Below are 23,255 nucleotides of genomic sequence, written 5' to 3'. Positions count from 1 at the left end.
TCCCTTCCCGGCCGACGACGCGACGACGGCGCCTGCGAGTCTAGTCGCGCCTGCTCCGGCGCGACGGCGGCGTCCGGATACACTCGAACCATCCGAAACATGTGTTTTCCGGTACCGAAGGAGCTGCCGTGACCGAATTCGTCGTCCCGCCGATCGTGCCCGCCGATCCGTCTGCGAACATCTCAGACCTGCTCGCCGAACGCGTCGCCGCGACACCCGACCGCGCCCTGTTCGCCGTCCCCGACGGCCCCGGATGGCGGGACGTGTCGGCCGCGGAGTTCCAGCGGCAGGTGATCTCCCTGGCCAAGGGCTTCGCCGCTTCGGGCATCCAGCCCGGCGACAAGGTCGCCTTCCTCGCGCGCACCACCTACGACTGGACGCTCGTGGACTTCGCGCTCTTCTACGCCGGGGCCGTCATGGTGCCGGTGTACGAGACGAGCTCGCCCGCCCAGATCCAGTGGATCCTCTCCGACTCCGGTGCCATCGCCGTCATCGTCGAGTCGCCGGATCACTCCGCACGCCTGGACGAGGTGCGCGCCGACCTGCCCCTCCTGCGCGAGGTATGGGGCATGCACCTGGGCGACCTGGACAAGCTGGTGACCGCGGGCGCCTCGATCGAGGATGCCGAGATCCAGCGCCGGCGCGGCATCGCCAACGGTGACGACATCGCGACGCTCATCTACACCTCCGGCTCGACCGGACGCCCGAAGGGCTGCGTGCTCACGCACAGCAACTTCGTCGAGCTCTCCCGCAACTCCGCCAAAGCCCTGCACGAGGTCGTCGAGGCGCCGGGGGCGTCCACCCTGCTGTTCATCACCACCGCGCACGTGTTCGCGCGCTTCATCTCGATCCTCAGCATCCACGCCGGTGTGAAGGTCGGGCACCAGCCCGACACGCGTCAGCTGCTGCCGGCACTGGGCTCGTTCAAGCCCACGTTCCTGCTCGCGGTGCCCCGCGTGTTCGAGAAGGTGTACAACTCCGCCGAGCAGAAGGCCGAAGCCGGCGGCAAGGGCAAGATCTTCCGCGCCGCCGCCGCCGCCGCGATCGAGCACTCCAAGCTCCTGCAGGACGGCAAGAAGATCCCGCTGGGCCTGAAGGTGAAGTTCGCGCTGTTCGACCGCCTCGTGTACTCCAAGCTGCGCACCGCCATGGGCGGGCGCGTGCAGTACGCCGTCTCGGGGTCGGCCCCGCTGGGCGAGCGCCTCGGGCACTTCTTCCACAGCCTGGGCGTGGTCATCCTCGAGGGCTACGGCCTGACCGAGACGACGGCCCCGGCGACGGTGAACCTGGCGACCAAGTCCAAGATCGGCACCGTGGGTCCGGCGCTGCCGGGTGTAGGCGTGCGCCTGGCCGAGGACGGCGAGATCGAGGTGCGCGGGGTCAACGTGTTCAAGGAGTACTGGCGCAACCCCGAGGCCACCGCCGAGGCGTTCGACGGCGACTGGTTCAAGACCGGCGACCTGGGCTCCTTCGACTCCGACGGCTTCCTCACCATCACGGGGCGCAAGAAGGAGATCATCGTCACCGCCGGCGGCAAGAACGTCGCCCCCGCGGCGCTGGAGGACCCGATCCGGGCCAACCCCATCATCGGACAGGTCGTGGTCGTGGGCGACAAGAAGCCGTTCATCTCCGCGCTCATCACGCTGGATTCGGAGATGCTCCCGACGTGGCTGGCGAACAACGGCCTCTCCGCCGACATGACCCTGGCGCAGGCGGCTGTGCACGAGGTCGTCCACCTCGAGGTGCAGCGGGCCATCGACGGCGCCAACGCCCACGTGTCGCGTGCGGAATCGATCCGCAAGTTCACGATCCTGCCGGTGGAGTGGACCGAGGCCAGCGGTCACCTCACCCCGAAGCTCAGCATCAAGCGCACCGTGATCCTGAGCGACTTCGCCGAGCACGTCGAGGAGATCTACAGCACGCCGGTCAACACGACCAACGTCTCACTGCCGTAAGGCCGGCTCCGCGGGGGCTCCCGGTCAGAACCAGGAGCTCTCGCGGATCTGCCGCATCGCCTCGCGGCGGGCATCGGCGGGCAGGCGCTGCAGGAACAGCATCCCGTCGAGGTGGTCGGTCTCGTGCTGCAGGGCCTGCGCCATGAGGCCCTCCCCCTCCAGCACCAGCTCGTCGCCGTCCAGGTCGATGCCGACGACCTTCGCATACGGGTGACGCAGTGCGTCGTGCCACACGCCGGGGATCGAGAGGCACCCCTCGCCGGTGGGCACGGGGTCACCCGCCGTCTCCACGAGCACGGGGTTGAGGATGTAGCCGATGTCGCCGTCGATGTTGTAGCTGAAGGCGCGCAGGCCCACCCCGATCTGCGGCGCCGCGACGCCGGCGCGGCCGGGGGGCTCGACGGTGTCGAGCAGGTCGCGCACGAGCGCGCGCACGCCGTCGTCGATGTCGGTGATCGGTGCGCTCACGGCGCGGAGGACGGGGTCGCCGAAGAGGCGGATGCTGCGGACGGTCACAGCGTCACGCGGCGGGGGCCATCGACCGCAGGCCTTCGACGACCGCGGCGGCCAGGTGGCGCGCCGCCTGGCGAGTGGCCGGCTGCAGGTCGCGGAAGGTGATCTCGCTGCCCGCTCCGATGAGCGGGTCGTACGGCATGCGCACGACCGTGCGTACGCGCGTGCGGAAGTGCGTCTCCAGTTCGCGCTCGCTCACCAGCGGTGTGCCGGGGCGGGCGTTGTTGAGCACGACCACGGCGTTGCGCACCTGCTCGGCGTACCCGTTCATCTCCAGCCAGGTCAGCGTCTCGGACGCCAGGCGCGCCTCGTCGACGCTGAGTCCCGCCACGATCACGAGCTCGTCGGCCATCTCCAGGGTGGCCCCCATGACGGAGTGGACGATTCCGGTGCCGGTGTCGGTGAGCACGATGGAGTAGTAGTGAGCGGCGACGGCGGCCACGTCGTGGTAGTCGCGATCGCTGAAAGCCTCCGACACGCGCGGGTCGGAGTCCGACGCGAGGACGTCCAGGCGCGTCTCGTCGCGCGCCACGATCGTGGAGATGTCGTTGAACCCGGTCACCTCGCCGCGCACGCGGGCGAGGTCGCGGACGGTGCGGCCGCCGACGCGGCCGATGCGGTCGGCGAGCGTGCCGCGGTCGGGGTTCGCGTCGATCGCGATGACGCGGTCATCCCGTGCGGAGGCCAGCGCCATCCCCAGGAGCGTCGTGATCGTGGTCTTGCCCACGCCGCCCTTGCGCGAGAGCACCGGCACGAACCGCGCGCCGCCGGGCAGGGGCGCGGAGATGCGCACGTCGAGCTGCTTGCGCTCGCGAGCCTTGCGACTGTCGCCGAGGTTGATGCGATGCCGCGACAGCGAGTAGACGATCTGCTGCCACAGCCCCTCCGGCTCGGCGCCGCTGAGCTGGCCGCGGTCGAGCAGGCGGTCGGCGGTGAGCAGGTCGGAGGTCTCGCGGTTCTGCTCGAACTCGCCGAGGCGCTTGGAGGTCAGCGCGATCTCGGGCTGGGGCGGGTGCACGCGCTCGACGGCGTGCGCGCGGTCGCCGCGGGCGTGCTCGTCGACGTGGTGGGCGGCGCGCCGCGTCGTCGGGATGGCCCCCGTCAGCGGCACGGGGTCGCCGACGGGAACGGACCGACGGGCGGATGCGGCGGATGCGGCGGGTCGCGCGGTGGCCGGGGCTGCGTCCGCCGCGGTCTCGGACTCGGGCGCCGCCTCCTCGGCGGGCGCGGGCACATCGGCCTCGGGCGCAACGGCGGGAGCGGCGTCGGCGGGGGCGTCGTCCTCGGCGGGAGCGTCGTCGTGGACCTCCTCCGCGTCGTGGATGTCGTCCGACTGCGACGCGGCCCCGTGGTCCTCCGGCGCATGCTCGAGGATGATGTCGCCGGTGGGGATGTGCTCGATCGAGACGTCGTCGACGACCTCGTCCTCGGCCAGTTCGTCGTCGTCCGCGTTCGGAAGCGTCACGCGCACCTGTGCGGTCGCAGCCCCCAGGATGCCGATACCGGCGGTGTCGACGCTGCCGGCGTCGGTGAGCATGCCGTGTTCGGGCTGCTCCTCAGGGGTCTCATCGAGTCGGTCGGGGGTCACAGCAGGTCTCCAAACGGGAATCGGGCGCACGCGCCCATCCCCCAGGTTACTGCGAGGGGCGGATGACGACCAAAAGGTCCCCTGCGTCCACCTGCTGCGTGCTGCCCACGACGAGGCGCTCCACGACGCCGTCGACGGGACTGGTGATCGCCGCCTCCATCTTCATCGCCTCGATCGAGGCGACGGCCTGACCGGCGGCGACCGTGTCACCGACCGCGGTCTTGAGGGTCACCACGCCCGAGAACGGGGCGGCGACCTGACCGGGCTTGGAGGTGTCGGCGCGCTCGGCCGACCGCGTCTCCACCGCGATCGAGCGGTCGCGGACGAACACCGGGCGCAACTGGCCGTTGAGGGTGGTCATGACGGTGCGCATGCCCTTGTCGTCGGCGTCGCCGATCGCCTCGAGACCGACGAACAGCTGCACGCCCTTCTCGATCTCCACCATGTGCTCGGAGCCGGGCATGAGCCCGTACAGGTAGTCGGCGGTGTCCAGCACGCTGAGGTCGCCGTAGGCGTCCCGCACCTCCGTGAACGTGCGCGTCGGCCCGGGGAACAGCAGGGTGTTCAGGCGCTCCCGGCGCTGGGCCGACGTGCCGGCCAGGTGCACCGCATCCTCGTCGGTCAGCGGCGTCACGCCGATCTTCACCTCGCGCCCCGCGAGCACCTTCGTGCGGAACGGCTCCGGCCATCCGCCCGGGAGGTCGCCGAGCTCGCCGGCCATGAATCCAACCACGGAGTCGGGCACGTCGTACTTCTCCGGGTGGGCGGCGAAGTCGGCCGGGTCGGCCTTGACCGCCGCGAGGTGCAGCGCGAGGTCGCCGACGACCTTGGACGAGGGCGTCACCTTGGGCACCCGGCCGAGGATGTCGTTCGCGGCGGCGTACATCTCCTCGATGAGCTCGAAGTCCTCCGACAACCCCAGCGCGATGGCCTGCTGACGCAGGTTGGACAGCTGGCCGCCGGGGATCTCGTGGCGGTACACACGCCCCGTGGGCCCCGGAAGGCCCGACTCGAACGGGCGGTACAGGTGGCGCACGGCCTCCCAGTACGGCTCGAGATCCGACACCGCCTGCAGGTCCAGTCCGGTGTCGCGGTCGGTGTGGGCCAGGGCCGCCACGAGAGCGGACAGCGACGGCTGGCTCGTGGTGCCCGCCATCGGCGCGGATGCCGCGTCCACCGCATCCGCACCGGCCGCCGACGCCGCCAGGAGGGTGGCCAGCTGGCCGCCGGCGGTGTCGTGCGTGTGCACGTGCACGGGGAGGTCGAACCGTTCGCGCAGGGCCGTCACCAGGCGCGAGGCAGCGCCGGGCCGGAGCAGCCCCGCCATGTCCTTGATCGCCAGTACGTGCGCACCGGCGTCGACGATCTGCTCGGCCAGGCGCAGGTAGTAATCCAGCGTGTAGAGGTTCTCGGCCGGATCGAGCAGGTCGCCGGTGTAGCACACGGCCACCTCCGCGACCGAGCGTCCCGTCGCCAGCACGGCATCGATGGCCGGACGCATCTGGGCGACGTCGTTGAGCGCGTCGAAGATGCGGAAGATGTCGATGCCGCTGTCGGATGCCTCGGCCACGAACGCGTCGGTCACCTCGGTCGGATACGGCGTGTAGCCCACCGTGTTGCGTCCGCGCAGGAGCATCTGCACCGCGACGTTGGGCAGCGCGCTGCGCAGCGCGTCCAGTCGCTCCCACGGGTCTTCGCCGAGGAACCGCAGCGCCACGTCGTACGTGGCACCGCCCCACGCCTCCACCGAGAGCAGCTGAGGCGTCATGCGTGCGACGTAGGGCGCCACGATCGCGAGGTCCTTGGTGCGCACGCGCGTGGCCAGGAGCGACTGGTGGGCGTCGCGGAAGGTCGTCTCCGTCACGGCGAGGGCGCGCTGCTCGCGCAGGGAGCGGGCGAATCCTTCTGGGCCGAGCTGCTCGAGGCGCTGACGCGATCCCGCCGGCGCGGGGGTGAGCAGGTCGAGCGCGGGGAGCTTCAGCTTCGGGTTCACCGTCACGGGGTTCTCGCCGTGCGGGCGGTTCACCGTCGCATCCACGAGCCAGTTGAGGATCTTCGAGCCGCGGTCCTTGGACTCCCGCCCGCGCAGCAGCTCCGGGCGCTCGTCGATGAACGACGTGCTGACATCGCCGGCGAGGAAGGCGGGGTCATCCAGCACCGCCTGCAGGAACGGGATGTTGGTGGACACCCCGCGGATGCGGAATTCCGCGAGCGAACGGCGGGCACGGGCGACCGCGGCGGGGAAGTCGCGCCCGCGGCACGTGAGCTTGGCGAGCATCGAATCGAAGTGCGGACTGATCTGCGCACCCGCGGCGGTCGTGCCGCCGTCCAGGCGCACCCCCGCACCGCCGGGTGAGCGGTACGTCGTGATCTTGCCGGTGTCGGGACGGAAGCCCTGCGACGGGTCCTCGGTCGTGATGCGGCACTGCAGCGCGGCGCCGCGCAGGCGGATGTCCTCCTGCGCGAGGTGCAGCTCGTCGAGGGTCTGCCCGGCCGCGATGCGCATCTGCGACTGCACGAGGTCGACGTCGGTGACCTCCTCGGTCACGGTGTGCTCGACCTGGATGCGGGGGTTCATCTCGATGAAGACGACCTCGCCCGTGCGCGGTCCTGCCGTCTCCAGCAGGAACTCCACGGTGCCGGCGTTTTGGTAGCCGATCGACTGGGCGAACGCGATGGCGTACCGGTGCAGCGCATCCCGCACGTCCTCGGAGAGGTTGGGAGCCGGCGCGATCTCGATGACCTTCTGGTGGCGGCGCTGCACCGAGCAGTCGCGCTCGAACAGGTGCACGGTGTGCCCGGCCTGATCGGCGAGGATCTGCACCTCGACGTGGCGCGGGCGCTGCACGGCCTGCTCGAGGAACATCCGCGCATCGCCGAACGCGCTCTCCGCCTCGCGCATGGCCTCGGCCAGCGCCGGTGCGAGCTCGCCGGCGGAGTCCACGCGCCGCATGCCGCGCCCGCCGCCGCCGGCGACGGCCTTGGCGAACAGCGGGAACCCGATGTCCTCGCCCTGGGCCACCAGGGCGTCGATGTCGTCGGAGGCCTCGGTGGAGCGCAGGACCGGCACGCCCGCGGCGACCGCGTGCTCCTTGGCGGTGACCTTGTTGCCGGCCATCTCCAGCACCGAGGCGGGCGGGCCGATGAAGGCGATGCCGTTCGCGGCGGCCTTCTCGGCGAGCTCGGGGTTCTCGGAGAGGAAGCCATAGCCGGGGTAGATCGCATCGGCCCCGCTCTCGCGTGCGACGCGGATGATCTCGTCGACACTCAGGTAGGCGCGCACGGGATGCCCGCGCTCACCGATCTGGTACGCCTCATCCGCTTTCAGGCGGTGGAGGGAGAACCGATCCTCGTACGGGTAGACCGCGACGGTGCGCGCTCCCACCTCGTAAGCGGCTCGAAAAGCACGGATGGCGATCTCGCCGCGGTTGGCGACCAGGATCTTTCGGAACATGCACACCTCACAGTGGCGGCCGGTTGAGTGTGCACTCAGCCTAGGGGACGGTAACGTAGACGCTTGTGCACGTACTCTCCGTCAGCTCGCTCAAGGGCGGCGTCGGCAAGACCACCGTCACGCTCGGCCTGGCCTCCGCGGCCTTCGCCCGCGGCGTGCGCACCCTCGTCGTCGACCTCGACCCCCAATCCGACGTGTCCACGGGCATGGACATCCAGGTGGCGGGCCGGCTGAACATCGCCGACGTCCTCGCCAATCCGCGCGAGAAGGTCGTCCGCCAGGCGATCACGACCAGCGGGTGGGCCAAGGTCCACCCCGGCACGATCGACGTGCTCATCGGCAGCCCGTCGGCGATCAACTTCGACGGCCCGCATCCCAGCGTCCGCGACGTGTGGAAGCTCGAAGAAGCCCTCGCCACGATCGAAGCCGACTACGACCTCGTGCTGATCGACTGCGCCCCCTCGCTCAACGCGCTCACGCGCACCGCGTGGGCCGCGAGCGACCGCGTCATCGTCGTCACCGAGCCCGGCCTGTTCTCCGTCGCCGCCGCCGACCGTGCGCTGCGGGCGATCGAGGAGATCCGCCGCGGCCTCTCCCCCCGTCTTCAGCCGCTGGGTGTCGTGGTCAACCGCGTCCGCCCGCAGTCGATCGAGCACCAGTTCCGCATCAAGGAGCTGCGCGACATGTTCGGCCCGCTGGTGCTGAACCCGCAGCTGCCAGAGCGCACGTCGCTGCAGCAGGCCCAGGGCGCGGCGAAGCCGCTGCACGTGTGGCCGGGAGATTCCGCACAGGAGCTCGCCGCCGACTTCGACGCGTTGCTGGATCGCGTGATGCGCACCGGCCGCATCCCGATCCCCGGCGACGTCGCCAGCGTCTGACCCGCCGGTCCGTCCCCCGGAATCAGGCGATTCGCCCGGATCAGGATGGAATCAGGCCGAATCGGCCTGATTCCGGCGATCTTCCTGATTCGGGCGCGCACGATCCACCCGCACGCGGGCGGTGCGGATGCGGCGCCGGGAAGTTACGCGGTGCGCTTCGCGCGGTGGGCCGCGAGCTCGTCGACCGGGTCGGGTGCGGTCGCGTCGAACTCCACGAGCGTGGACTCGACCTCACGCAGCACCTTGCCCACGGCGATGCCGAAGACGCCCTGGCCGCGACTGACGAGGTCGATGACCTCGTCGTTGGACGTGCACAGGTACACCGACGCGCCGTCGCTCATGAGCGTCGTGCCGGCGAGGTCGCGGATGCCGGCGGCGCGGAGCTGATCGACGGCGGTGCGGATCTGCTGGAGCGAGATCCCGGTGTCCAGGAGACGCTTGACGAGCTTGAGGACGAGGATGTCGCGGAAGCCGTACAGCCGCTGCGAACCCGAGCCCGACGCCCCGCGGACGGTCGGCTCGACCAGTTCGGTGCGTGCCCAGTAGTCCAGCTGACGGTAGGTGATGCCGGCCGCACGTGCGGCGACGGCGCCGCGGTACCCGACTTCGTCGTCCATCTCCGGCAGACCGTCGGTGAACAGGAGATCCGAGACGAACCGAGGTTCGCCGACTGCTTTTCCAGCGGTCATGCCAGGAACCTCCTCGGGGAATCGGATACGTCAACGCTAGATGAGCGAGCGGCCCGCGGCAACGACATCCGCATCCCGGGTTCGGCGTGTCGCGCCATCACGAGATGATGCGATCGATCGCGTCGCGCACGAACACCGCACGCACGTCCTCGAGACGTTTGGCCAGCTCCGGGGCGAGCTCGCTCGCACGCGCGCGGGACGCGGCATCCGGGCGACGCATGAGGGTCGCCAGCGCCGACTCGATGAGCGAGGCCTCGCGCTCGGCGCTCTGGCGGAGACTGCGCAGGTGGCGCGGTTCGATGCCGTGCCGATCCAGCGCCACGAGCGCGCGCAGCAGGGCCAGCGTCTGATCGGTGTACGTCTCGGACGCCGCGATCATCCCGGTGCTGATCGCATCGTTGAGCAGCTGCGGGGCGGCCCCTGCGGCGGCCAGCAGCTCCGCCCGGCGGTACCGGCGCGGAGCGGGCACGATGGAGGGGACGGCGCTCGGCGGCGACGGATTGCGGCCCGCGTCGAGCTCGGCGAGGTAGTCGCGGATGACGTTCAGCGGCAGGTAGTGGTCGCGCTGCAGCGTGAGCGCCAGGCGCAGACGGTCGAGGTCTGCGGCGCAGAACTTGCGGTACCCCGAGTCCGTCCGCGTGGGCGCGACGATCCCCTGCACCTCGAGGAAGCGGAGCTTGCTGGAGGTCAGCGAGGGGAATTCCGGGGTCAGCCGCGCCAGCACCTGGCCGATGCTCAGCAGCCCCGCGGACGACGAACGTCCACGGGCGGATGCGGCGGGCATCAGGCGTTGGCGGCCGGCGGGAGGTCCGCGGGCGAGACGAAGAAGGTCAGGCGGAACTTGCCGATGCGCACCTCGGCGCCGTTGGCGAGCGTCGTGCGGTCCACCCGCTCCCCGTTGACGTAGGTGCCGTTGAGCGAGCGCTGGTCGACGATGTCGAAACGCACGCCCTCGCGGATGATCTCGGCGTGCCGGCGGGAGACCGTCACGTCGTCGAAGAAGATATCGGCCTCGGGGTGACGACCGACCGTGGTGACGTCGGTGTCGAGCAGATAGCGGGCGCCGGCAGTGGGGCCCGAGCGCACGAGCAGGAGGGCAGCGCCTGACGGCAGCGCCCCGATCGCCTCGATCTCGGTCTCGCTCAGCTCGCTTCCGAACGGCACGAAGGACAGGTCGGCGTCGTGGCCGAAGGTCTGCGTGGTGTCGTGCGAACGGGCATCCGAGGTGCCGTTATCGGCGTCGCGCCGGATCTCGCCCGGCTCGGGTCGACGTGTTTCGTCCACGAGTCCTCCTTCCTCATCCACACTAACCGAAAGCGGCGGGCCTGATGCGGCCTCTCCCCCGCGACGCCACGGCGCTGTGCTGCGCTCTGGGTCGGCGTTCGGGCACCGGTTCCGGATCCGCCTCACAGGGCGGGGATTCGAACCTACTGACAAGGAGTCCACCGTGTCGAGTCCGGCACCCGGCATCGCGCCCATCATCGGGGTGTCCATCCCGCACCTCCGTCCCCATGCGGCAGCGGGCGGATTCCCCGCCTGGCCGCCCGGCAGGGGCAGCCGGTGGCCCGCGCAGGGCCGCGGGTAGGCTCGGAAGGGTGACCCCCGACCGCTTCCGCATCCACCCCCTGACCGCCCTTGCGACGGTCCTCCTGATGGGCCTCGCCCTGCTGTGGGGCGCGGCGTCGCCGGCGGCGGCGCACGACCAACTCGTCTCGACCGACCCGGAGGCCGGCGCCGAGCTGACCGCACTCCCCGAGACGCTGACGCTCACCTTCAGCGCCGAGCTCCTCGGCGCCGACGACGCGAACCAGGTGCAGGTGACGGATGCCGCGGGCACCGCGCTGGCCGAAGGCCCCGCCGTCGTGGCGGGCACCACGCTCACGCAGGCACTGTCGGGCGAGCCCAGCGGCAGCATCCAGGTGGTGTGGCGCGTGGTCTCCAGCGACGGCCACCCGATCTCGGGCGAGTTCGCGTTCACGGTCACCCCGCCCGCGCCGACCCAGACGCCCACGGCGGCGCCGGAGCCCAGCGAGACGGCCACCCCCACCGACTCCGCCGAGCCCTCCCCCTCCCCCACGCTCATATCGAGCGAGGACGGCGAGGACGGCGCCGACCCGCTGCCGTGGATCGTCGGCGCGGTCGTGCTGGTCGTCGTGATCGGGGTCGTCGTGTACCTCCTGGTCATCCGCCCGCGGCGCGCGCAGACCGGCTCCGGCACGCGCGACGGGCGATAGGCTGGGAGTCATGCCTCACTACGACGTCGTCATCCTCGGCGCGGGCCCCGGCGGTTACGTCGCGGCGATCCGCAGCGCTCAACTGGGCCTCTCTGTCGCGGTCATCGAAGAGAAGTACTGGGGCGGTGTGTGCCTGAACGTCGGCTGCATCCCCTCCAAGGCGCTGCTGCGCAACGCCGACCTGGCGCACACGTTCCACGCCAAGGCCGACCTGTTCGGCATCTCCGGAGACGTGCACTTCGACTTCGGCACCGCGTGGGATCGCAGCCGCAAGGTTGCCGACCAGCACGTCAAGGGCATCCACTACCTGATGAAGAAGAACAAGGTCACCGAGTACGACGGGCGCGGCACGTTCGTCGACGCGAACTCCATCGACGTCGCCGGTGCCAACGGCTCGGTCGAGCGCGTGACCTTCGACAACGCCATCATCGCCACCGGCTCCACCGTGCGGCTCCTGCCGGGCGTGAGCCTGAGCGAGAACGTCGTGACGTACGAGGAGCAGATCCTCAACCGCGAGCTGCCGAAGTCGATCGTCATCGTCGGCGCCGGGGCCATCGGCATGGAGTTCGCGTACGTCCTGACCAACTACGGCGTCAAGGTCACGATCATCGAGTTCCTCGACCGCGCCCTCCCCAACGAAGACGCCGAGGTCTCCAAGGAGATCCAGAAGCAGTACCGCGGCTACGGCGTGGACATCCTCACCTCCACCAAGGTGGAGAAGGTCGAAGACTCCGGCGACAAGGTCACCGTCACCTACACCGGCAAGGACGGCGCGCAGGGCTCGATCGAGGCCGACCGCGTGCTCATGTCGATCGGCTTCGCGCCGCGCGTGGAGGGCTTCGGCCTGGAGAGCACGGGCGTGAAGCTCACCGAGCGCGGGGCCATCGGCATCGATGACCACATGCGCACGAACGTGCCGCACATCTACGCGATCGGCGATGTCACCGCGAAGCTGCAACTGGCCCACGTGGCCGAGGCGCAGGGCGTCGTGGCCGCCGAGACGATCGGCAAGGCCGAGACGATGACCCTGGGCGACTACCGGATGATGCCGCGCGCGACGTTCTGCACGCCGCAGGTGGCCTCCTTCGGTCTCACCGAGCAGCAGGCCCGCGACGCCGGTCACGAGATCAAGGTCGCGAAGTTCCCCTTCACCGCCAACGGCAAGGCCAACGGCCTGGGCGAGCCGATCGGCTTCGTCAAGCTCATCGCCGACGCCGAGCACCTCGAGCTGCTGGGCGGGCACCTCATCGGCCCCGATGTCTCGGAGCTTCTGCCCGAGCTGACCCTCGCGCAGAAGTGGGACCTGACCGCCCTCGAGCTGGCGCGCAACGTCCACACCCACCCCACGCTGTCGGAGGCGCTGCAGGAGGCGTTCCACGGCCTGTCGGGTCACATGATCAACATCTGAGGTCTCACACGCCCGACCTGCGGCGCCGCCCCGACCGAAGCCGGGGGCGGCGCCGCAGTGTTTTCCGCGGTCAGCGGCCGAGCGTGCGGGCGAGCTTGGAGCCGGATGCGGCGGGGCGGGCGCCCACGGCAGCCACCGCAGCGTCCACCGCGGTGAAGAACGCCGCCTGCCGGTCCGGATCGGCCGGGGCGGCGGGGCCGAGCTCGACCTCCCACTCGCGCCACGCCGATTCCCGGCCGCTGCGCTCGTCGCGGGCGCGCACGCGGTCATCGACGAACTCCGCGACGAGGGCCCCGGCGGTGTCGCGCAGAGCGTAGGCCGTGCGGGTGTTGCGCACGCGGGCGAGCGGGGTGAAGGGCGGCTGCGCCCACTGCGCGATCGCGGCGGCGACGGCCTCAGGGACGACGGGATCGTCGGTCTCCTCGTCGAGGGGCCACTGCCACTCGTGCCGGCCGTCGGGTGCCGACACCTTCACGTGCCACCCGGCGTCGGGGCCGCCGGAGCGCCGGCGCACGGCCACGCGGGCCCGGGCGAGCGCTCCGTCGGCGGTGTCGAGGTAGCGGGCGTCGAGTTCGCGCACTTCCGCCTCGTCGACATGCGCGACGCCCGGCAGTGCCGACCAGTCCGGCAGGACGGCGCTGTCGTCGACGTCGTACTTGCGCTCGACCTCGATCGAGCGGAGTGGCTCGGCGTCAGCCGTCACTCCAGACGCCCGTCCTCATTGGGGTTGATGTCCTCGGTGCCCTCGACGAAGCGGAACGTCGCTTCGGTGGGGCCGTCGTCCTCCCCCGTGTGGGTGAAGCCGCCGTCACGGCGGTAGACCAGCTGGCCTTCGCCGTAGCCCACGATCATCGTGTCCTGAGTGTCGTCGTCGAGAGGGAGCACCTGGCCGTCCAGCGGCCCTCCGGTCAGTCGTGCGATAGCCATCCCCACAGCGTAGTCCCGGCGGGAGCCGCGGGGCCGATGCCGGTGCGAGCCCTAGACTCACTCGGATGAAGGCCCTGCGCACGTTCACCGTCCGACCCGTCCTCTCCGAGCGTCTCGCGCACCTGGACCGGCTGGCGTCCAACTGGCGCTGGTCGTGGAGCCGCGCGACGCACGCCCTGTTCGCGTCGATGGACCCGGGCCTGTGGGTGCAGATCGGTGAGAACCCCTCGCGAATGCTGGGGGCCCTCGGCCAGGCGCGACTGGACGAACTGGCCCGCGACGATCAGTTCGTCGCGCGCGTGCACGAAGAAGACGACCGCCTCCGGGCGTACCTGACCGGAGACCGCTGGTTCCAGTCGCTGCCGGGCCCCAAGCCCGCGCACATCGCGTACTTCTCCCCCGAGTTCGGCGTCGACGGCTCACTGCCGCAGTATTCGGGAGGCCTCGGCATCCTCGCCGGCGACCACCTCAAAAGCGCCTCCGACCTGGGCGTCCCGCTCACCGGCGTCGGGCTGTTCTACCGGGCGGGCTACTTCCGTCAGTCCATCGCCGATGACGGATGGCAGCGCGAGAGCTATCCCGTGCTCGACCCGTACGGGCTCGGTCTGACCCTTCTCCGCGAAGACGACGACACCCCCGTCGAGATCGCCCTGGCCGTCACCGGCGGGCGCACGCTCTCGGCGCGCGTGTGGGTGGCAGACATCGGCCGCGTCCCCCTGCTGCTGCTGGATTCGGAGACCCCCGCCAATCCGGAGGACCTCCGCCACGTCACCGACCGGCTCTACGGCGGGGGCGGCGAGCACCGGCTGCTGCAGGAGCTGCTCCTGGGGATCGGCGGTGTGCGCGCCGTGCGGGCGTGGTGCCGCATCACCGGTCGCGAAGAGCCCGACGTCTATCACACCAACGAGGGCCACGCCGGATTCCAGGGGCTGGAGCGGATGTCCGAGCTGATGTCCGGCGCCGGGCTCGGGTTCGACGCCGCGCTCGCGCAGGTGCGCGCCTCGACGGTCTTCACGACGCATACGCCGGTGCCCGCCGGCATCGACCGGTTCCCGCGCGACCTCGTCGCGGACTACCTCGCCACCGGGCTGCTCGCGGGCCTGGACGCCGGCCGCGCCCTGGCACTCGGCGCCGAGGACTACCCCGGGGGCGACGCCGGCGTGTTCAACATGGCGGTTCTGGGCCTGCACCTCGGCCAGCACGCCAACGGCGTCTCGCGCCTGCACGGCACCGTCAGCCGGGCGATGTTCGGCACGCTGTGGCCGGGAGTGGACACCGACGAGGTGCCCATCGGATCGATCACCAACGGCGTGCACGCGCCGACGTGGGTGCACCCGGCCCTCAAGTCGCTCAGCGAGCGCGCGTTCGGCGACGCCCTCACCACCGAGCACGACTGGCGCGACCGCGACGTCGTCAGTGACGGCGAGCTGTGGGCGGTGCGCACGGCGATGAAGCAGGAGCTGATCGCCGAGGCGCGCGGGCGCCTGGCCGCCGCCGGGTCGACCGCCGGCGCGTGGGCCGGGGACGTGCTCGACCCCGACGTGCTCACGATCGGCTTCGCCCGCCGCGTGCCGACGTACAAGCGCCTGACGCTCATGCTGCGCGATCCCGAGCGCCTGACGCGGCTGCTGACCGACCCCGAGCGCCCCGTGCAGATCGTGATCGGAGGCAAATCGCATCCGGCCGATGACTCCGGCAAGCTGCTCATCCAGCAGCTCGTGCGATTCAGCCGCGACCCGAAGGTGCGCGACCGCATCGTATTCCTCCCCGATTACGACATCACCCTCGCCAAGACGCTGTACCCCGGGTGCGACGTGTGGCTGAACAACCCCTTGCGCCCGCTCGAGGCGTGCGGGACCTCGGGTATGAAGGCGGCCCTGAACGGCGCGCTGAATCTGTCGGTGCTCGACGGATGGTGGGACGAGTGGTTCGACGGACGCAACGGCTGGGCGATCCCCACCGCCGACACGGCCACGAGCGATCAGGAGCGCGACGACCTCGAAGCCGCCGCCCTGTACGACCTCATCGAGCACCAGCTGGTGCCGGCGTTCTACGACCGCGACGGCGGCATCCCCGTGGGCTGGCTCGAGCGCGTGCGGCACACGATGACGGACCTGGGCGCGAAGGCCACGAGCGACCGGATGGTGCGGGAGTACGTCGGTGCGCTCTACACGCCCGCCGCCGTGCACGCGCACGCCCTCGCCGCCGACGGCCACGCGGCCGCGGTCGAGCTGGCCGCCTACATCGCACGCGTGCGGGGAGCATGGAGCGGCGTGCGGGTGCGCAGCGTGGATGCGTCGGGCATCGCGCAGCAGGCGCGCGCCGGTGACCGCCTGACCGTGCGGGCGGAGGTGGAGCTCGGCGGGCTCTCCCCCGCCGACGTGGCCGTGCAGCTGGTGTCGGGTCGTGCCGACGCCGACGGCGACCTCGCCGGCGAACGGACCGTCCTCACGCTTGACGCCACCGGCGCGCACGAAGAGGCGACGGTGTTCGAGGCGGCGCTGGATCTGGATGTCACCGGACCCTTCGGCTACGCCGTGCGCGTCGTGCCGCAGCATCCGCACCTGGTCTCTGCAGTGGAGTTCGGTCTGGTGACCTTCGCGTCATGACCGGAGCACCACGACCTTTCGTCCTCCTCGCCACGCGCGCCGAGGACGGCCCCGCCGACGAGGAGTACGCCCTCTTCCTGCGCGCGAGCGGCCTGCGACCGGAGCAGCTGCGGCGCGTGCGGCTGGAGGCGGGCCCGATGCCCGCCATGGACCTGGACGCGGTGTCGGGGATCTTCGTGGGCGGGAGCCCGTTCAACTCCTCCGACCCCGCCGACACCAAGTCGGCGGTGCAGCGACGCGTCGAGGCCGAGTTCGCCGACCTGCTCGCCGAGGTGGTCGCGCGGGACGTGCCCTTCCTCGGCGCGTGCTACGGCGTGGGGACGATCGGCACGCATCTGGGCGCGACCATCGACCGGCGACATTCCGAGCCGATCAGCATCGTGCCGGTGACCCTCAGCGACGCCGGTGCGGCCGATCCGCTGCTGGCGGGGATGCCGCGCACCTTCGACGCGTTCGTGGGGCACAAGGAGGCCATCAGCGAGCTGCCGGCGCCGGCGGTGCTGCTGGCGTCCTCACCCTCGTGTCCGGTGCAGATGTTCCGCGTCGGCGAGAACGTGTACGCGACCCAGTTCCACCCCGAACTGGATGTCGACGGCATCACGACGCGGATCCACGCGTACGCGGCCCACGGCTACTTCGCACCCGACGAGCTGGACGCCACCCTCGCCGCCGTGCGCCGGGTGCATGTGAGCGAGCCGGCGCGGATCCTGCGGACGTTCGTGGCGCGCTACGCGCGCTGACGCCCCACGAAGGACACGACCGGGATGGGGCCGGTCACCTCGGGTCTGGAACGCGCGAGCGCGGGGCCGAGGCCCAGGTCGACCAGCCGCACCTCGCCGGAGAGCTCAGGCCCGCGCCCGCGGACGAGGCCTGCCTTCACGGCGCCGAAGGTCACCGTCGTCGTCGCCGGCAGCACCACATCGTCGGCGTCTCCGTCGTCGGGGTGCAGTCCGCTGGGCAGGTCGACGGCGATGACGCTCGCCTCACCCCCGCGCACCGTCGGCAGGAGGCGCTCGACCACGGCGCGTGCCACTCCGCGCAGGCGCGGATCGGCCGAGGCCCCGATGCCCAGGATGCCGTCGAGGATCACCGTGTACTCCCCCGCCCGCTCGCGCATCTCACCCGCGCTGCGGAGCACAGCGCCCGCCGACAGCGCGGAGGCGAGGGCGTCGCGGTGCGCGCGGTCGGAGGTCAGCACGATGTCCACGGGCTGCCGGGGCGTGGCGATCTCGGCAGCGGCATACAGGGCGTCACCGCCGTTGTCGCCGCCGCCGGCGAGCACGAGAAGCGCGCCGGGCGTCTGCGCGAGTCGCTCGCGCACGACGTCGGCGAGGGCGGCCGCCGCCTGCCGAATGAGCGGTTCGCCCGCCGCCAGCAGCGGAGCCTCCGCGGCGCGGACCGCGGCGGCGCTGTAGGCGGAGTTCAGAGCGTTCTCACGCATTCTCGCGCTCCTTCTCCTCCGCCTCGCGTGCCGCGCGGAGCTCGGCGGACACCGCTTGCACCTCCTTCTCCGCGCGGCGGACCCGGAACTGGCCGAAGGTGGCCGCACCGTACCGGGCGCTCACGCGATCCTCGTCCTCCTCCACGCCCATGACGATGTACGCGGCGGCGATGAGGATCACCTGGCTGGAGAGGTTCAGCCACAGCAGCAGCGCGATGAAGGAGGCGAAGGTGGCCAGGAGCGGGTTGGCCGACGCGCCGCCGACGAACAGACCGGACAGCTGCTGCAGGACCGTGAGACCGAACCCGCCCAGCATCGCGCCGACCCACAGGGTCCGCGGGCGCGCCCGGACGCCGGAGAGGAGACGGAAGGACACCCCGACGACGAGGGTGTCCAGGACGAACACGACGAGCGCGGAGACCAGCCAGGCGACGAAGCCCAGCGCCGGCTCACCCTCGGCGATGCCGAGCCAGTCGGTCAGGACCGAGAGGCCGGCGGTGGCCAGGAAGGTCGCCGCCGCGGCAGCGGCCAGGCCCAGTCCGATCCCGATCGCCAGGAGGAGGTTGCGCAGGATCACCCAGATGAACAGCACGTCGTCGACGGCGACGCCGGCGATCGACCGCAGCGCCGAGCGCAGCGATCCCACGGCGCCGATCGCGGCGCCCAGAAGAGCGACCGCCGAGATGACACCGGCGATGCTCAGACCGTCCGGGGCCACGACCTCGTCCAGATCGATGACGCCGACCAGGCCGGGGATCGCCGCGTCGAGGGCATCGACGAGGGCGTTCCACGCCTCCCGGTTGCCCGCGAGCCACAGCGCCGCGACCGAGAAGCCCAGCAGGACGCCGGCGAACAGGGCGAACAGGGTGCGGTACGTCACCGAATCGGCCAGCATCGGGCCGCGGTGGCGGCTGTACAACAGGAACGCACGCACCGGACGGCGGGCCAGCGCCCAGGCGGTCAGGCGGGAGAGCACCGAACTCGACATGTCGCCAATCTATCTGCGGCCCGCCACCCCACCCCGGGGCTTGACGGCCGTGGAGCCGGAGGTCACCTCGACGCGAGCGCGGGCAGGGCGGCGGCGAGGATCGCGAACCAGGCCCCGCCCAGCATCCACGGGCCGAAAGGGATCGCCGTGCGCGCCGCGGCGCGCCGCGTGAGCAGCAGCACCACGGCGTAGATCCCCGCCAGCAGGAAGCCCGCGAGGGCGCCCACGAGGACGCTCTCCCATCCGAGGAATCCCAGGTACGCGCCGATGACGCCGGCCAGCTTGACGTCGCCGCCGCCCATCGCGGCGGGGCGCAGCATCCGCAGCAACAGGTAGAAGGCGAACAGGGCCAGGGCTCCGCCGGCGACGGGCAGCAGTCGCTGCGGCGCGCCCTGCGCGAGCGCCGACGCCGTCAGCAGCACGGCGGCGACGGGGTATCCGGGCAGCACGTAGCGATCGGGCAGGCGGTGCGTGCGGGCGTCGATGACGGCGAGGACCACGGACTGCACGGCGAACACGGCGTACGCGAGGAGTGCGCACGCAACGGCCACACCGAGCGCGACCGTCATGTCAGCCGTCGAGGATGTCCAGGTCCACCGTGACCGGGCCGCCTTCGACGAGACCTTCACCCTCGCGCACGGCCCGCTTGAGCGGGAGCGCGTACGTGCCCGATGACCCAGGGAAGATCGACGTGCGCCACGTCGTCTCCCCCACGGTCGCCTGCACGCGCACGGCACCGAAGCCGCCCGCGAACGGCTGCATCACCTCGCGCACCTCGGCGCTCAGCTCCTCCGGCACGTCGGCGAAGAACCACGCCGCATCCTGGCGGGCCTGCCACCGGTACACGTGGGTCTCGAAGCGCAGGTGCACCGTTACCGCCGCTTCTCCGGCGTCATCACGTCGCCGCCGGCCGGCCACGTGATGTCGGCGGCCCGCAGGGGCCGGGCGCTCTGCGCCTCGTGCGCACGGTGCCACGGGGAGCCTTCCGGCCAGCTCGCCGCGAACGTCGGGATGACCCGCCACACCCGTCGCAGCAGCGCCGAAGGGCGGGCGAACGGACGTGCCGACACCGGCATCCGCAGGTCGGGGTCATAGCGCACGCCGTCGCTGGGGCGCAGGTGGATCGTGAGGTCGAGGTCGTCGTGGATGATCGGGTTCGTCCGCTCGACCTGGTCGCGCACGCGCTCCCACACGCGTGAGCGCATGGCGAAGTTCGATCCGAACACCAGCGGGACCCCGAGCCACTGCTTGACCCAGAACGTGCCGCCGCCGATGTACCAGTGATCGCCGAGATAGCGCACGAGGGGCGTGGAGCCGTAGAACTCCGAGCCGCCCGTGAGCACCCCGAGGTCGGGGTCGGCGGCGAAGGCCTGCGCGATGCGGGCGATCCAATCCCGGTGCGGGCGGGAATCCGCGTCCAGACGGGCGATGAGGTCGAACCCGCGTGCCTCGTCGTACCCCCGCGCCGCCGCGGGCCAGATCCCCACGAGCGACTCGGTGACCACACGCGCCCCGTGCCGGCGGGCGACGTCGGCGGAGTCGTCGGTGCTGACGTTGTCCACGACGATCACCTCGTCGGGCGGGCGCGTCTGCGCGGCCAGGGCCCGCAGGCACTCGTCGAGGTAGGGCGCGTCGTTGCGGCACGGGATGACGACCGCGATGCGGGGGAAGACGGACACGGGGCCACGCTACTCGCGCCGGTCGCCGCGTGTGGCGGAGGCCGCGCCGCAGGGCCGGATCGTCCCGGTCAGCGGATGACGACGGGGGTGCCCACCGGCAGCTGCCCGAGCCGGGCGATCGCCTCGGCGCCGAGCCGCAGGCAGCCGTTGGAGATGCCGCCGGATCGCGCGTCATGATAGTGGAAGGCGGTGACGGCGACCGGTGCGCCGCCGAAGCCGTCGAGGGTCGGCGACTGCACCGACAGGTAGACCAGCGGATGACCGCGCGTGTAGCTCAGCGACGGCTCGGAGCGCACCATCATGACGAAGGAGCGGCCGCGCGGGGTCGGAGTACCCTCCGCTCCCCACGCGTAGTCGTCGGCGACACGCTCACGGGCGCCGTCGCGGCCGACGACGTCGATCGTCCGCGCGGCGAGGTCCACCTCGATGCTCTGCTCCCACGCCGACAGCTCCACGTCCTGTGCGCGCACCCAGCCCGTCACCTGCGCGGGGTTCCCCGTCGACGGCAGTGCCGAGCGTCCGGTGAGCAGCACGTGCAGCCAGTGCTCCTGCCGCTCGATCACGGGCACCGTCGTGCCGTCGTAGAAGTGGTCGCGGGGCAGAGTCGCCACCGGCGCCTCACCGGGGACGGCGAAGACGGGGATGCGGTCAGCGTTGGCGCGGACGAGGTCGCCCGTGAACGCCCCCGCAGGGTCGGCGTCCACCGGGAGCGCGGGAATCACGGCGTACACGTCGACCTGGGGAAGCTGGTCGAGCGGATACGCCGTGGTGTCGGCGGGGTGGCCGCTCGGGGTCGGGGTCGGGGTCGGCGTGGCGCTGGGCACCGCGGCCGGCGTCGTGGCCGCCGGCGACGCCGCGGGCGGCGCGGAGGGCTGGTTGGACACCGCCCACACCGTGACCGCGCCGGCGGCGACGAGCACGGCGGCGACCCCCATCGCGATCGAGCGGGCGGCGCGTCGGCGCGGCGGTCGGGAGTCGGTCACCGTCCCATGCTCCGCTGTGCGGCGGCGCGGGGCAAGCCGGCGCTACCGGATGCTCCCCTCAGGGACGACTCCCGGTAGCGTCTGGCCGTGGGTTTCTCGCTGTGGGGGTTGATCGTCAGCGCCATCGTGCTGCTACCCAATCTCCTCCTGGTCGCCCTTCCCCCGCGCACGCCGCTGCCGCGCCCGCGGGTCCCGGTGCTGTGGGCGGCGGCCGAGCGCGTTGGCCAGGCGCTGTGCTTGGTCGTTCCGGCCGTCACCGCGCCCGGCGGGTCGGCGCCGGGGTGGTCGATCGTCGTCGTCGTGGCCGTCGTCGCCTACCTCGCGCTGTGGGGGCGCTATCTCCGCACCGGTCGGCAGGCGGCGGCGCTGTTCGACCCCGTGTGGCGGGTCCCGGTGCCGATGGCGATCCTCCCCGTGGTGGCCTTCGCGGCCACAGCGGCGTGGCTCCTGAGCCCGTGGATCGCGGCATCGGCCGCTCTGCTCGCCATCGGGCACATCCCCTCCTCGCTCACCCGTGCTCGCGCGCTCCGGGAGGCCGGGCGCGTGGGGTGACCGCGCCGGTGAGAGCAGGACCTGTCCTTGCGGACAGGGCGGACTGATCGTGCGGCCGGGGTGCGCCGCATCCGCGGTGCGCAGGCTGGAGACATGGATGCACTGACCCACACCCCCACCCCCTCTCCCACCCCCGATCGGCGCCGTGCCCCGCGTGGGCGCATCGCGCTGGCCGCGACGACGGCAGCCGTGCTCGTCGCCGGTGCGCTGGCCTTCGGCGCGGCCGCACGTACGACCGCCGCCGACCCGGTCGAGAGCGCGCTGGAACAGCGCCTGCAGTCGCTCGTGGACGCCGGCTACCCCGCGGCGCTGGCATCGGTCACGCGCCCCGACGGGACGAGCATCGAAGTGTCCGCCGGCGACGGCGACCTGAGTTCTGACCGCAAGACCCCGGCGGACGCGGAGGTGCGCATCGGCAGCAACACGAAGATGTTCGTCGCCACCGTGGTGATGCAGCTGGTCGAGGAGGGCGCTGTCTCCCTCGACGAGCCGATCGAGACCTACCTGCCCGGAGTCGTCGCGGGCGACGGGATCGACGGCGCCGCCATCACCGTCCGGGATCTGCTGCGTCAGACCTCGGGTCTGCCCGAGTCGTCCGAGGTCGTCGCCACCGACCCGTTCGGCATGCAGGACGTGTACATCTCGGGACGTGATCTGCTGGACATCGCCCTCGCCCAACCCGCCTCGTTCGCGTCGGGCGAGCGCTGGGAGTACAGCAACACCAACTACATCCTGCTGGGCCTCCTGATCGAACGCGTCGCACAGCGCCCGCTGTGGGAGCAGATCGACGAGCGGATCGTGGAGCCGCTGAGGCTCGAGCACACCTACCTGCCCGTCCCCGGCGAGCGCGAACTGCGCGGGGCGCACGTGGAGGGCTACCACGCCGACTTCCCCGGCGAACTGCGGGAGATCACCGACATGGACCCCGCCTTCGGGTGGGCCGCCGGCGCCGTGGTCTCCACGCCCACGGAGCTGAACCGCTTCATGCAGGCGCTGTTCGGCGGCGAGCTCGTCAGCGCCGAGAGCGTGGCGCTGATGCAGGACACCGTCGCCGCGGACGATCCGTTCCACCCCGACCTCGGGTACGGGCTCGGCGTGCAGAGCTACTCCCTCGAATGCGGGATGGTGTGGGGTCACGGCGGCGACATCCCCGGCACCCAGACGCGCAACGCCGTGGCACCGGACGGCACCGCGGTGACGATCGCGGTGACCGCCCTTCCGTGGGCGATCGCCGATCCCGCCGACGAGGCGGTGCTGCTGCCGAAGTACGAGGTCGTGATGGACGTGCTGGATGAGACGCTGTGCGATTCGTGAGCACGAACCGCACCCACCCGGCTGCCGACGCGAATCCGCGTCG

General features: G+C 71.6%; 22 protein-coding genes. 8 read left to right on the top strand and 14 right to left on the bottom strand.

Annotated features, from left to right (window positions below; genetic code table 11):
- Nucleotides 1-128 precede the first annotated feature (128 nt).
- Nucleotides 129-1,955: an AMP-dependent synthetase/ligase gene (locus tag F6J85_RS06645; protein ID WP_150924344.1), complete on the top strand. Its 1,827-nt coding sequence runs from the start codon at nt 129-131 to the stop codon at nt 1,953-1,955.
- A 24-nt stretch (nt 1,956-1,979) separates the two neighbouring features.
- Here the strand turns inward: F6J85_RS06645 and F6J85_RS06640 are convergent, their stop codons facing one another.
- The 3 genes from F6J85_RS06640 to F6J85_RS06630 are packed head-to-tail and all read right to left on the bottom strand — an operon-like array spanning nt 1,980 to nt 7,510.
- Nucleotides 1,980-2,471: a peptide deformylase gene (locus F6J85_RS06640; protein WP_150917306.1), complete on the bottom strand. Its 492-nt coding sequence runs from the start codon at nt 2,469-2,471 to the stop codon at nt 1,980-1,982.
- A 4-nt stretch (nt 2,472-2,475) separates the two neighbouring features.
- Nucleotides 2,476-4,056, bottom strand: a complete 1,581-nt coding sequence (locus tag F6J85_RS06635) for a MinD/ParA family ATP-binding protein (RefSeq protein WP_420846138.1) — start codon at nt 4,054-4,056, stop codon at nt 2,476-2,478.
- Between the two features lie 46 nt (nt 4,057-4,102).
- Nucleotides 4,103-7,510 (bottom strand): pyruvate carboxylase, encoded by a 3,408-nt coding sequence (locus F6J85_RS06630; RefSeq protein ID WP_150924343.1) that lies wholly within the window; start codon nt 7,508-7,510, stop codon nt 4,103-4,105.
- A gap of 65 nt (nt 7,511-7,575) precedes the next feature.
- Between F6J85_RS06630 and F6J85_RS06625 the strand changes: the two genes are divergently transcribed.
- The gene (locus tag F6J85_RS06625) at nt 7,576-8,388 is read left to right on the top strand and encodes a ParA family protein (RefSeq protein ID WP_135065326.1); all 813 of its coding nucleotides are present in this window, start codon (nt 7,576-7,578) and stop codon (nt 8,386-8,388) included.
- Nucleotides 8,389-8,531: 143 nt separating this feature from the next.
- Here F6J85_RS06625 and F6J85_RS06620 read toward each other — a convergent pair whose 3' ends face one another.
- From F6J85_RS06620 to F6J85_RS06610, 3 genes are all read right to left on the bottom strand, one after another.
- Nucleotides 8,532-9,077, bottom strand: a complete 546-nt coding sequence (locus tag F6J85_RS06620) for a MerR family transcriptional regulator (protein WP_135065323.1) — start codon at nt 9,075-9,077, stop codon at nt 8,532-8,534.
- Between the two features lie 97 nt (nt 9,078-9,174).
- Complete coding sequence (gene ftsR / locus F6J85_RS06615; protein WP_150917300.1) at nt 9,175-9,861, bottom strand: transcriptional regulator FtsR; 687 nt, start codon at nt 9,859-9,861, stop codon at nt 9,175-9,177.
- Nucleotides 9,861-10,361, bottom strand: coding sequence for an FHA domain-containing protein (locus F6J85_RS06610; protein WP_150917296.1), 501 nt, complete (start codon nt 10,359-10,361; stop codon nt 9,861-9,863). Before F6J85_RS06610 ends, ftsR begins: the two co-directional genes overlap by 1 nt.
- 311 nt (nt 10,362-10,672) lie before the next feature.
- Here F6J85_RS06610 and F6J85_RS06605 point away from each other — a divergent pair, with 311 nt between their 5' ends.
- Both F6J85_RS06605 and lpdA read left to right on the top strand, forming a co-directional pair.
- Nucleotides 10,673-11,311, top strand: coding sequence for a copper resistance CopC family protein (locus F6J85_RS06605; protein WP_191906774.1), 639 nt, complete (start codon nt 10,673-10,675; stop codon nt 11,309-11,311).
- Nucleotides 11,312-11,321: 10 nt separating this feature from the next.
- Nucleotides 11,322-12,719 carry a dihydrolipoyl dehydrogenase gene (gene lpdA, locus F6J85_RS06600; protein WP_150924341.1) on the top strand — a complete coding sequence of 466 codons (1,398 nt, stop codon included), beginning with the start codon at nt 11,322-11,324 and terminating at the stop codon, nt 12,717-12,719.
- A gap of 70 nt (nt 12,720-12,789) precedes the next feature.
- Here lpdA and F6J85_RS06595 read toward each other — a convergent pair whose 3' ends face one another.
- Nucleotides 12,790-13,422 (bottom strand): CYTH domain-containing protein, encoded by a 633-nt coding sequence (locus tag F6J85_RS06595; protein WP_150924340.1) that lies wholly within the window; start codon nt 13,420-13,422, stop codon nt 12,790-12,792.
- Entirely contained in the window at nt 13,419-13,646 is a 228-nt protein-coding gene (locus tag F6J85_RS06590; protein WP_150924339.1) for a response regulator, read from the bottom strand. Before F6J85_RS06590 ends, F6J85_RS06595 begins: the two co-directional genes overlap by 4 nt.
- Nucleotides 13,647-13,711: 65 nt before the next feature.
- Here F6J85_RS06590 and glgP point away from each other — a divergent pair, with 65 nt between their 5' ends.
- Both glgP and F6J85_RS06580 read left to right on the top strand, forming a co-directional pair.
- On the top strand, nt 13,712-16,255 hold the full coding sequence (gene glgP / locus F6J85_RS06585) for an alpha-glucan family phosphorylase (protein ID WP_150924338.1): 2,544 nt from the start codon (nt 13,712-13,714) through the stop codon (nt 16,253-16,255).
- Nucleotides 16,252-16,995, top strand: a complete 744-nt coding sequence (locus F6J85_RS06580; protein ID WP_150920167.1) for a glutamine amidotransferase — start codon at nt 16,252-16,254, stop codon at nt 16,993-16,995. The genes glgP and F6J85_RS06580 overlap by 4 nt, the downstream gene beginning before the upstream one ends.
- On the opposite strand, the gene F6J85_RS06575 is transcribed toward F6J85_RS06580, so the two are convergent.
- The 6 genes from F6J85_RS06575 to F6J85_RS06550 all read right to left on the bottom strand — a co-directional run bounded on the left by F6J85_RS06575 (nt 16,983) and on the right by F6J85_RS06550 (nt 21,346).
- A complete protein-coding gene (locus F6J85_RS06575; RefSeq protein WP_150924337.1) occupies nt 16,983-17,696 on the bottom strand; it encodes an NAD(P)H-hydrate epimerase in 714 nt (237 codons plus the stop codon). The genes F6J85_RS06580 and F6J85_RS06575 overlap by 13 nt on opposite strands.
- Nucleotides 17,689-18,684, bottom strand: coding sequence for a YihY/virulence factor BrkB family protein (locus F6J85_RS06570; protein ID WP_191906773.1), 996 nt, complete (start codon nt 18,682-18,684; stop codon nt 17,689-17,691). The genes F6J85_RS06575 and F6J85_RS06570 overlap by 8 nt, the downstream gene beginning before the upstream one ends.
- Nucleotides 18,685-18,746: 62 nt before the next feature.
- Nucleotides 18,747-19,253 carry a prepilin peptidase gene (locus F6J85_RS06565; RefSeq protein ID WP_150924335.1) on the bottom strand — a complete coding sequence of 169 codons (507 nt, stop codon included), beginning with the start codon at nt 19,251-19,253 and terminating at the stop codon, nt 18,747-18,749.
- Nucleotide 19,254: 1 nt separating this feature from the next.
- Nucleotides 19,255-19,554: a DUF1905 domain-containing protein gene (locus tag F6J85_RS06560; protein WP_150924334.1), complete on the bottom strand. Its 300-nt coding sequence runs from the start codon at nt 19,552-19,554 to the stop codon at nt 19,255-19,257.
- A gap of 2 nt (nt 19,555-19,556) precedes the next feature.
- Nucleotides 19,557-20,363: a glycosyltransferase family A protein gene (locus F6J85_RS06555; protein ID WP_150924333.1), complete on the bottom strand. Its 807-nt coding sequence runs from the start codon at nt 20,361-20,363 to the stop codon at nt 19,557-19,559.
- A gap of 68 nt (nt 20,364-20,431) precedes the next feature.
- Nucleotides 20,432-21,346: a L,D-transpeptidase gene (locus F6J85_RS06550; protein WP_150924332.1), complete on the bottom strand. Its 915-nt coding sequence runs from the start codon at nt 21,344-21,346 to the stop codon at nt 20,432-20,434.
- An 87-nt stretch (nt 21,347-21,433) separates the two neighbouring features.
- Here F6J85_RS06550 and F6J85_RS06545 point away from each other — a divergent pair, with 87 nt between their 5' ends.
- Together F6J85_RS06545 and F6J85_RS06540 are read left to right on the top strand one after the other, a co-directional pair.
- Nucleotides 21,434-21,898 (top strand): hypothetical protein, encoded by a 465-nt coding sequence (locus tag F6J85_RS06545; protein WP_150924331.1) that lies wholly within the window; start codon nt 21,434-21,436, stop codon nt 21,896-21,898.
- A 93-nt stretch (nt 21,899-21,991) separates the two neighbouring features.
- Nucleotides 21,992-23,212, top strand: coding sequence for a serine hydrolase domain-containing protein (locus F6J85_RS06540; protein WP_150924330.1), 1,221 nt, complete (start codon nt 21,992-21,994; stop codon nt 23,210-23,212).
- The last annotated feature ends 43 nt before the right edge of the window (nt 23,213-23,255 follow it).

This window comes from Microbacterium lushaniae (genome assembly GCF_008727775.1).
GTDB classification, from domain to species: Bacteria; Actinomycetota; Actinomycetes; order Actinomycetales; family Microbacteriaceae; genus Microbacterium; species Microbacterium lushaniae.
This window is presented reverse-complemented; position numbering and strand designations above follow the sequence as displayed.

Bases quoted from the DNA above. Each gene is read 5' to 3' on its own strand.
- ftsR (WP_150917300.1), bottom strand. From the start codon at position 9,861: ATGCCCGCCGCATCCGCCCGTGGACGTTCGTCGTCCGCGGGGCTGCTG.
- F6J85_RS06590 (WP_150924339.1), bottom strand. From the start codon at position 13,646: ATGGCTATCGCACGACTGACCGGAGGGCCGCTGGACGGCCAGGTGCTC.
- F6J85_RS06580 (WP_150920167.1), top strand. From the start codon at position 16,252: ATGACCGGAGCACCACGACCTTTCGTCCTCCTCGCCACGCGCGCCGAG.
- F6J85_RS06570 (WP_191906773.1), bottom strand. From the start codon at position 18,684: ATGTCGAGTTCGGTGCTCTCCCGCCTGACCGCCTGGGCGCTGGCCCGC.
- glgP (WP_150924338.1), top strand. From the start codon at position 13,712: ATGAAGGCCCTGCGCACGTTCACCGTCCGACCCGTCCTCTCCGAGCGT.
- lpdA (WP_150924341.1), top strand. From the start codon at position 11,322: ATGCCTCACTACGACGTCGTCATCCTCGGCGCGGGCCCCGGCGGTTAC.
- F6J85_RS06540 (WP_150924330.1), top strand. From the start codon at position 21,992: ATGGATGCACTGACCCACACCCCCACCCCCTCTCCCACCCCCGATCGG.
- F6J85_RS06620 (WP_135065323.1), bottom strand. From the start codon at position 9,077: ATGACCGCTGGAAAAGCAGTCGGCGAACCTCGGTTCGTCTCGGATCTC.
- F6J85_RS06630 (WP_150924343.1), bottom strand. From the start codon at position 7,510: ATGTTCCGAAAGATCCTGGTCGCCAACCGCGGCGAGATCGCCATCCGT.
- F6J85_RS06565 (WP_150924335.1), bottom strand. From the start codon at position 19,253: ATGACGGTCGCGCTCGGTGTGGCCGTTGCGTGCGCACTCCTCGCGTAC.
- F6J85_RS06575 (WP_150924337.1), bottom strand. From the start codon at position 17,696: ATGCGTGAGAACGCTCTGAACTCCGCCTACAGCGCCGCCGCGGTCCGC.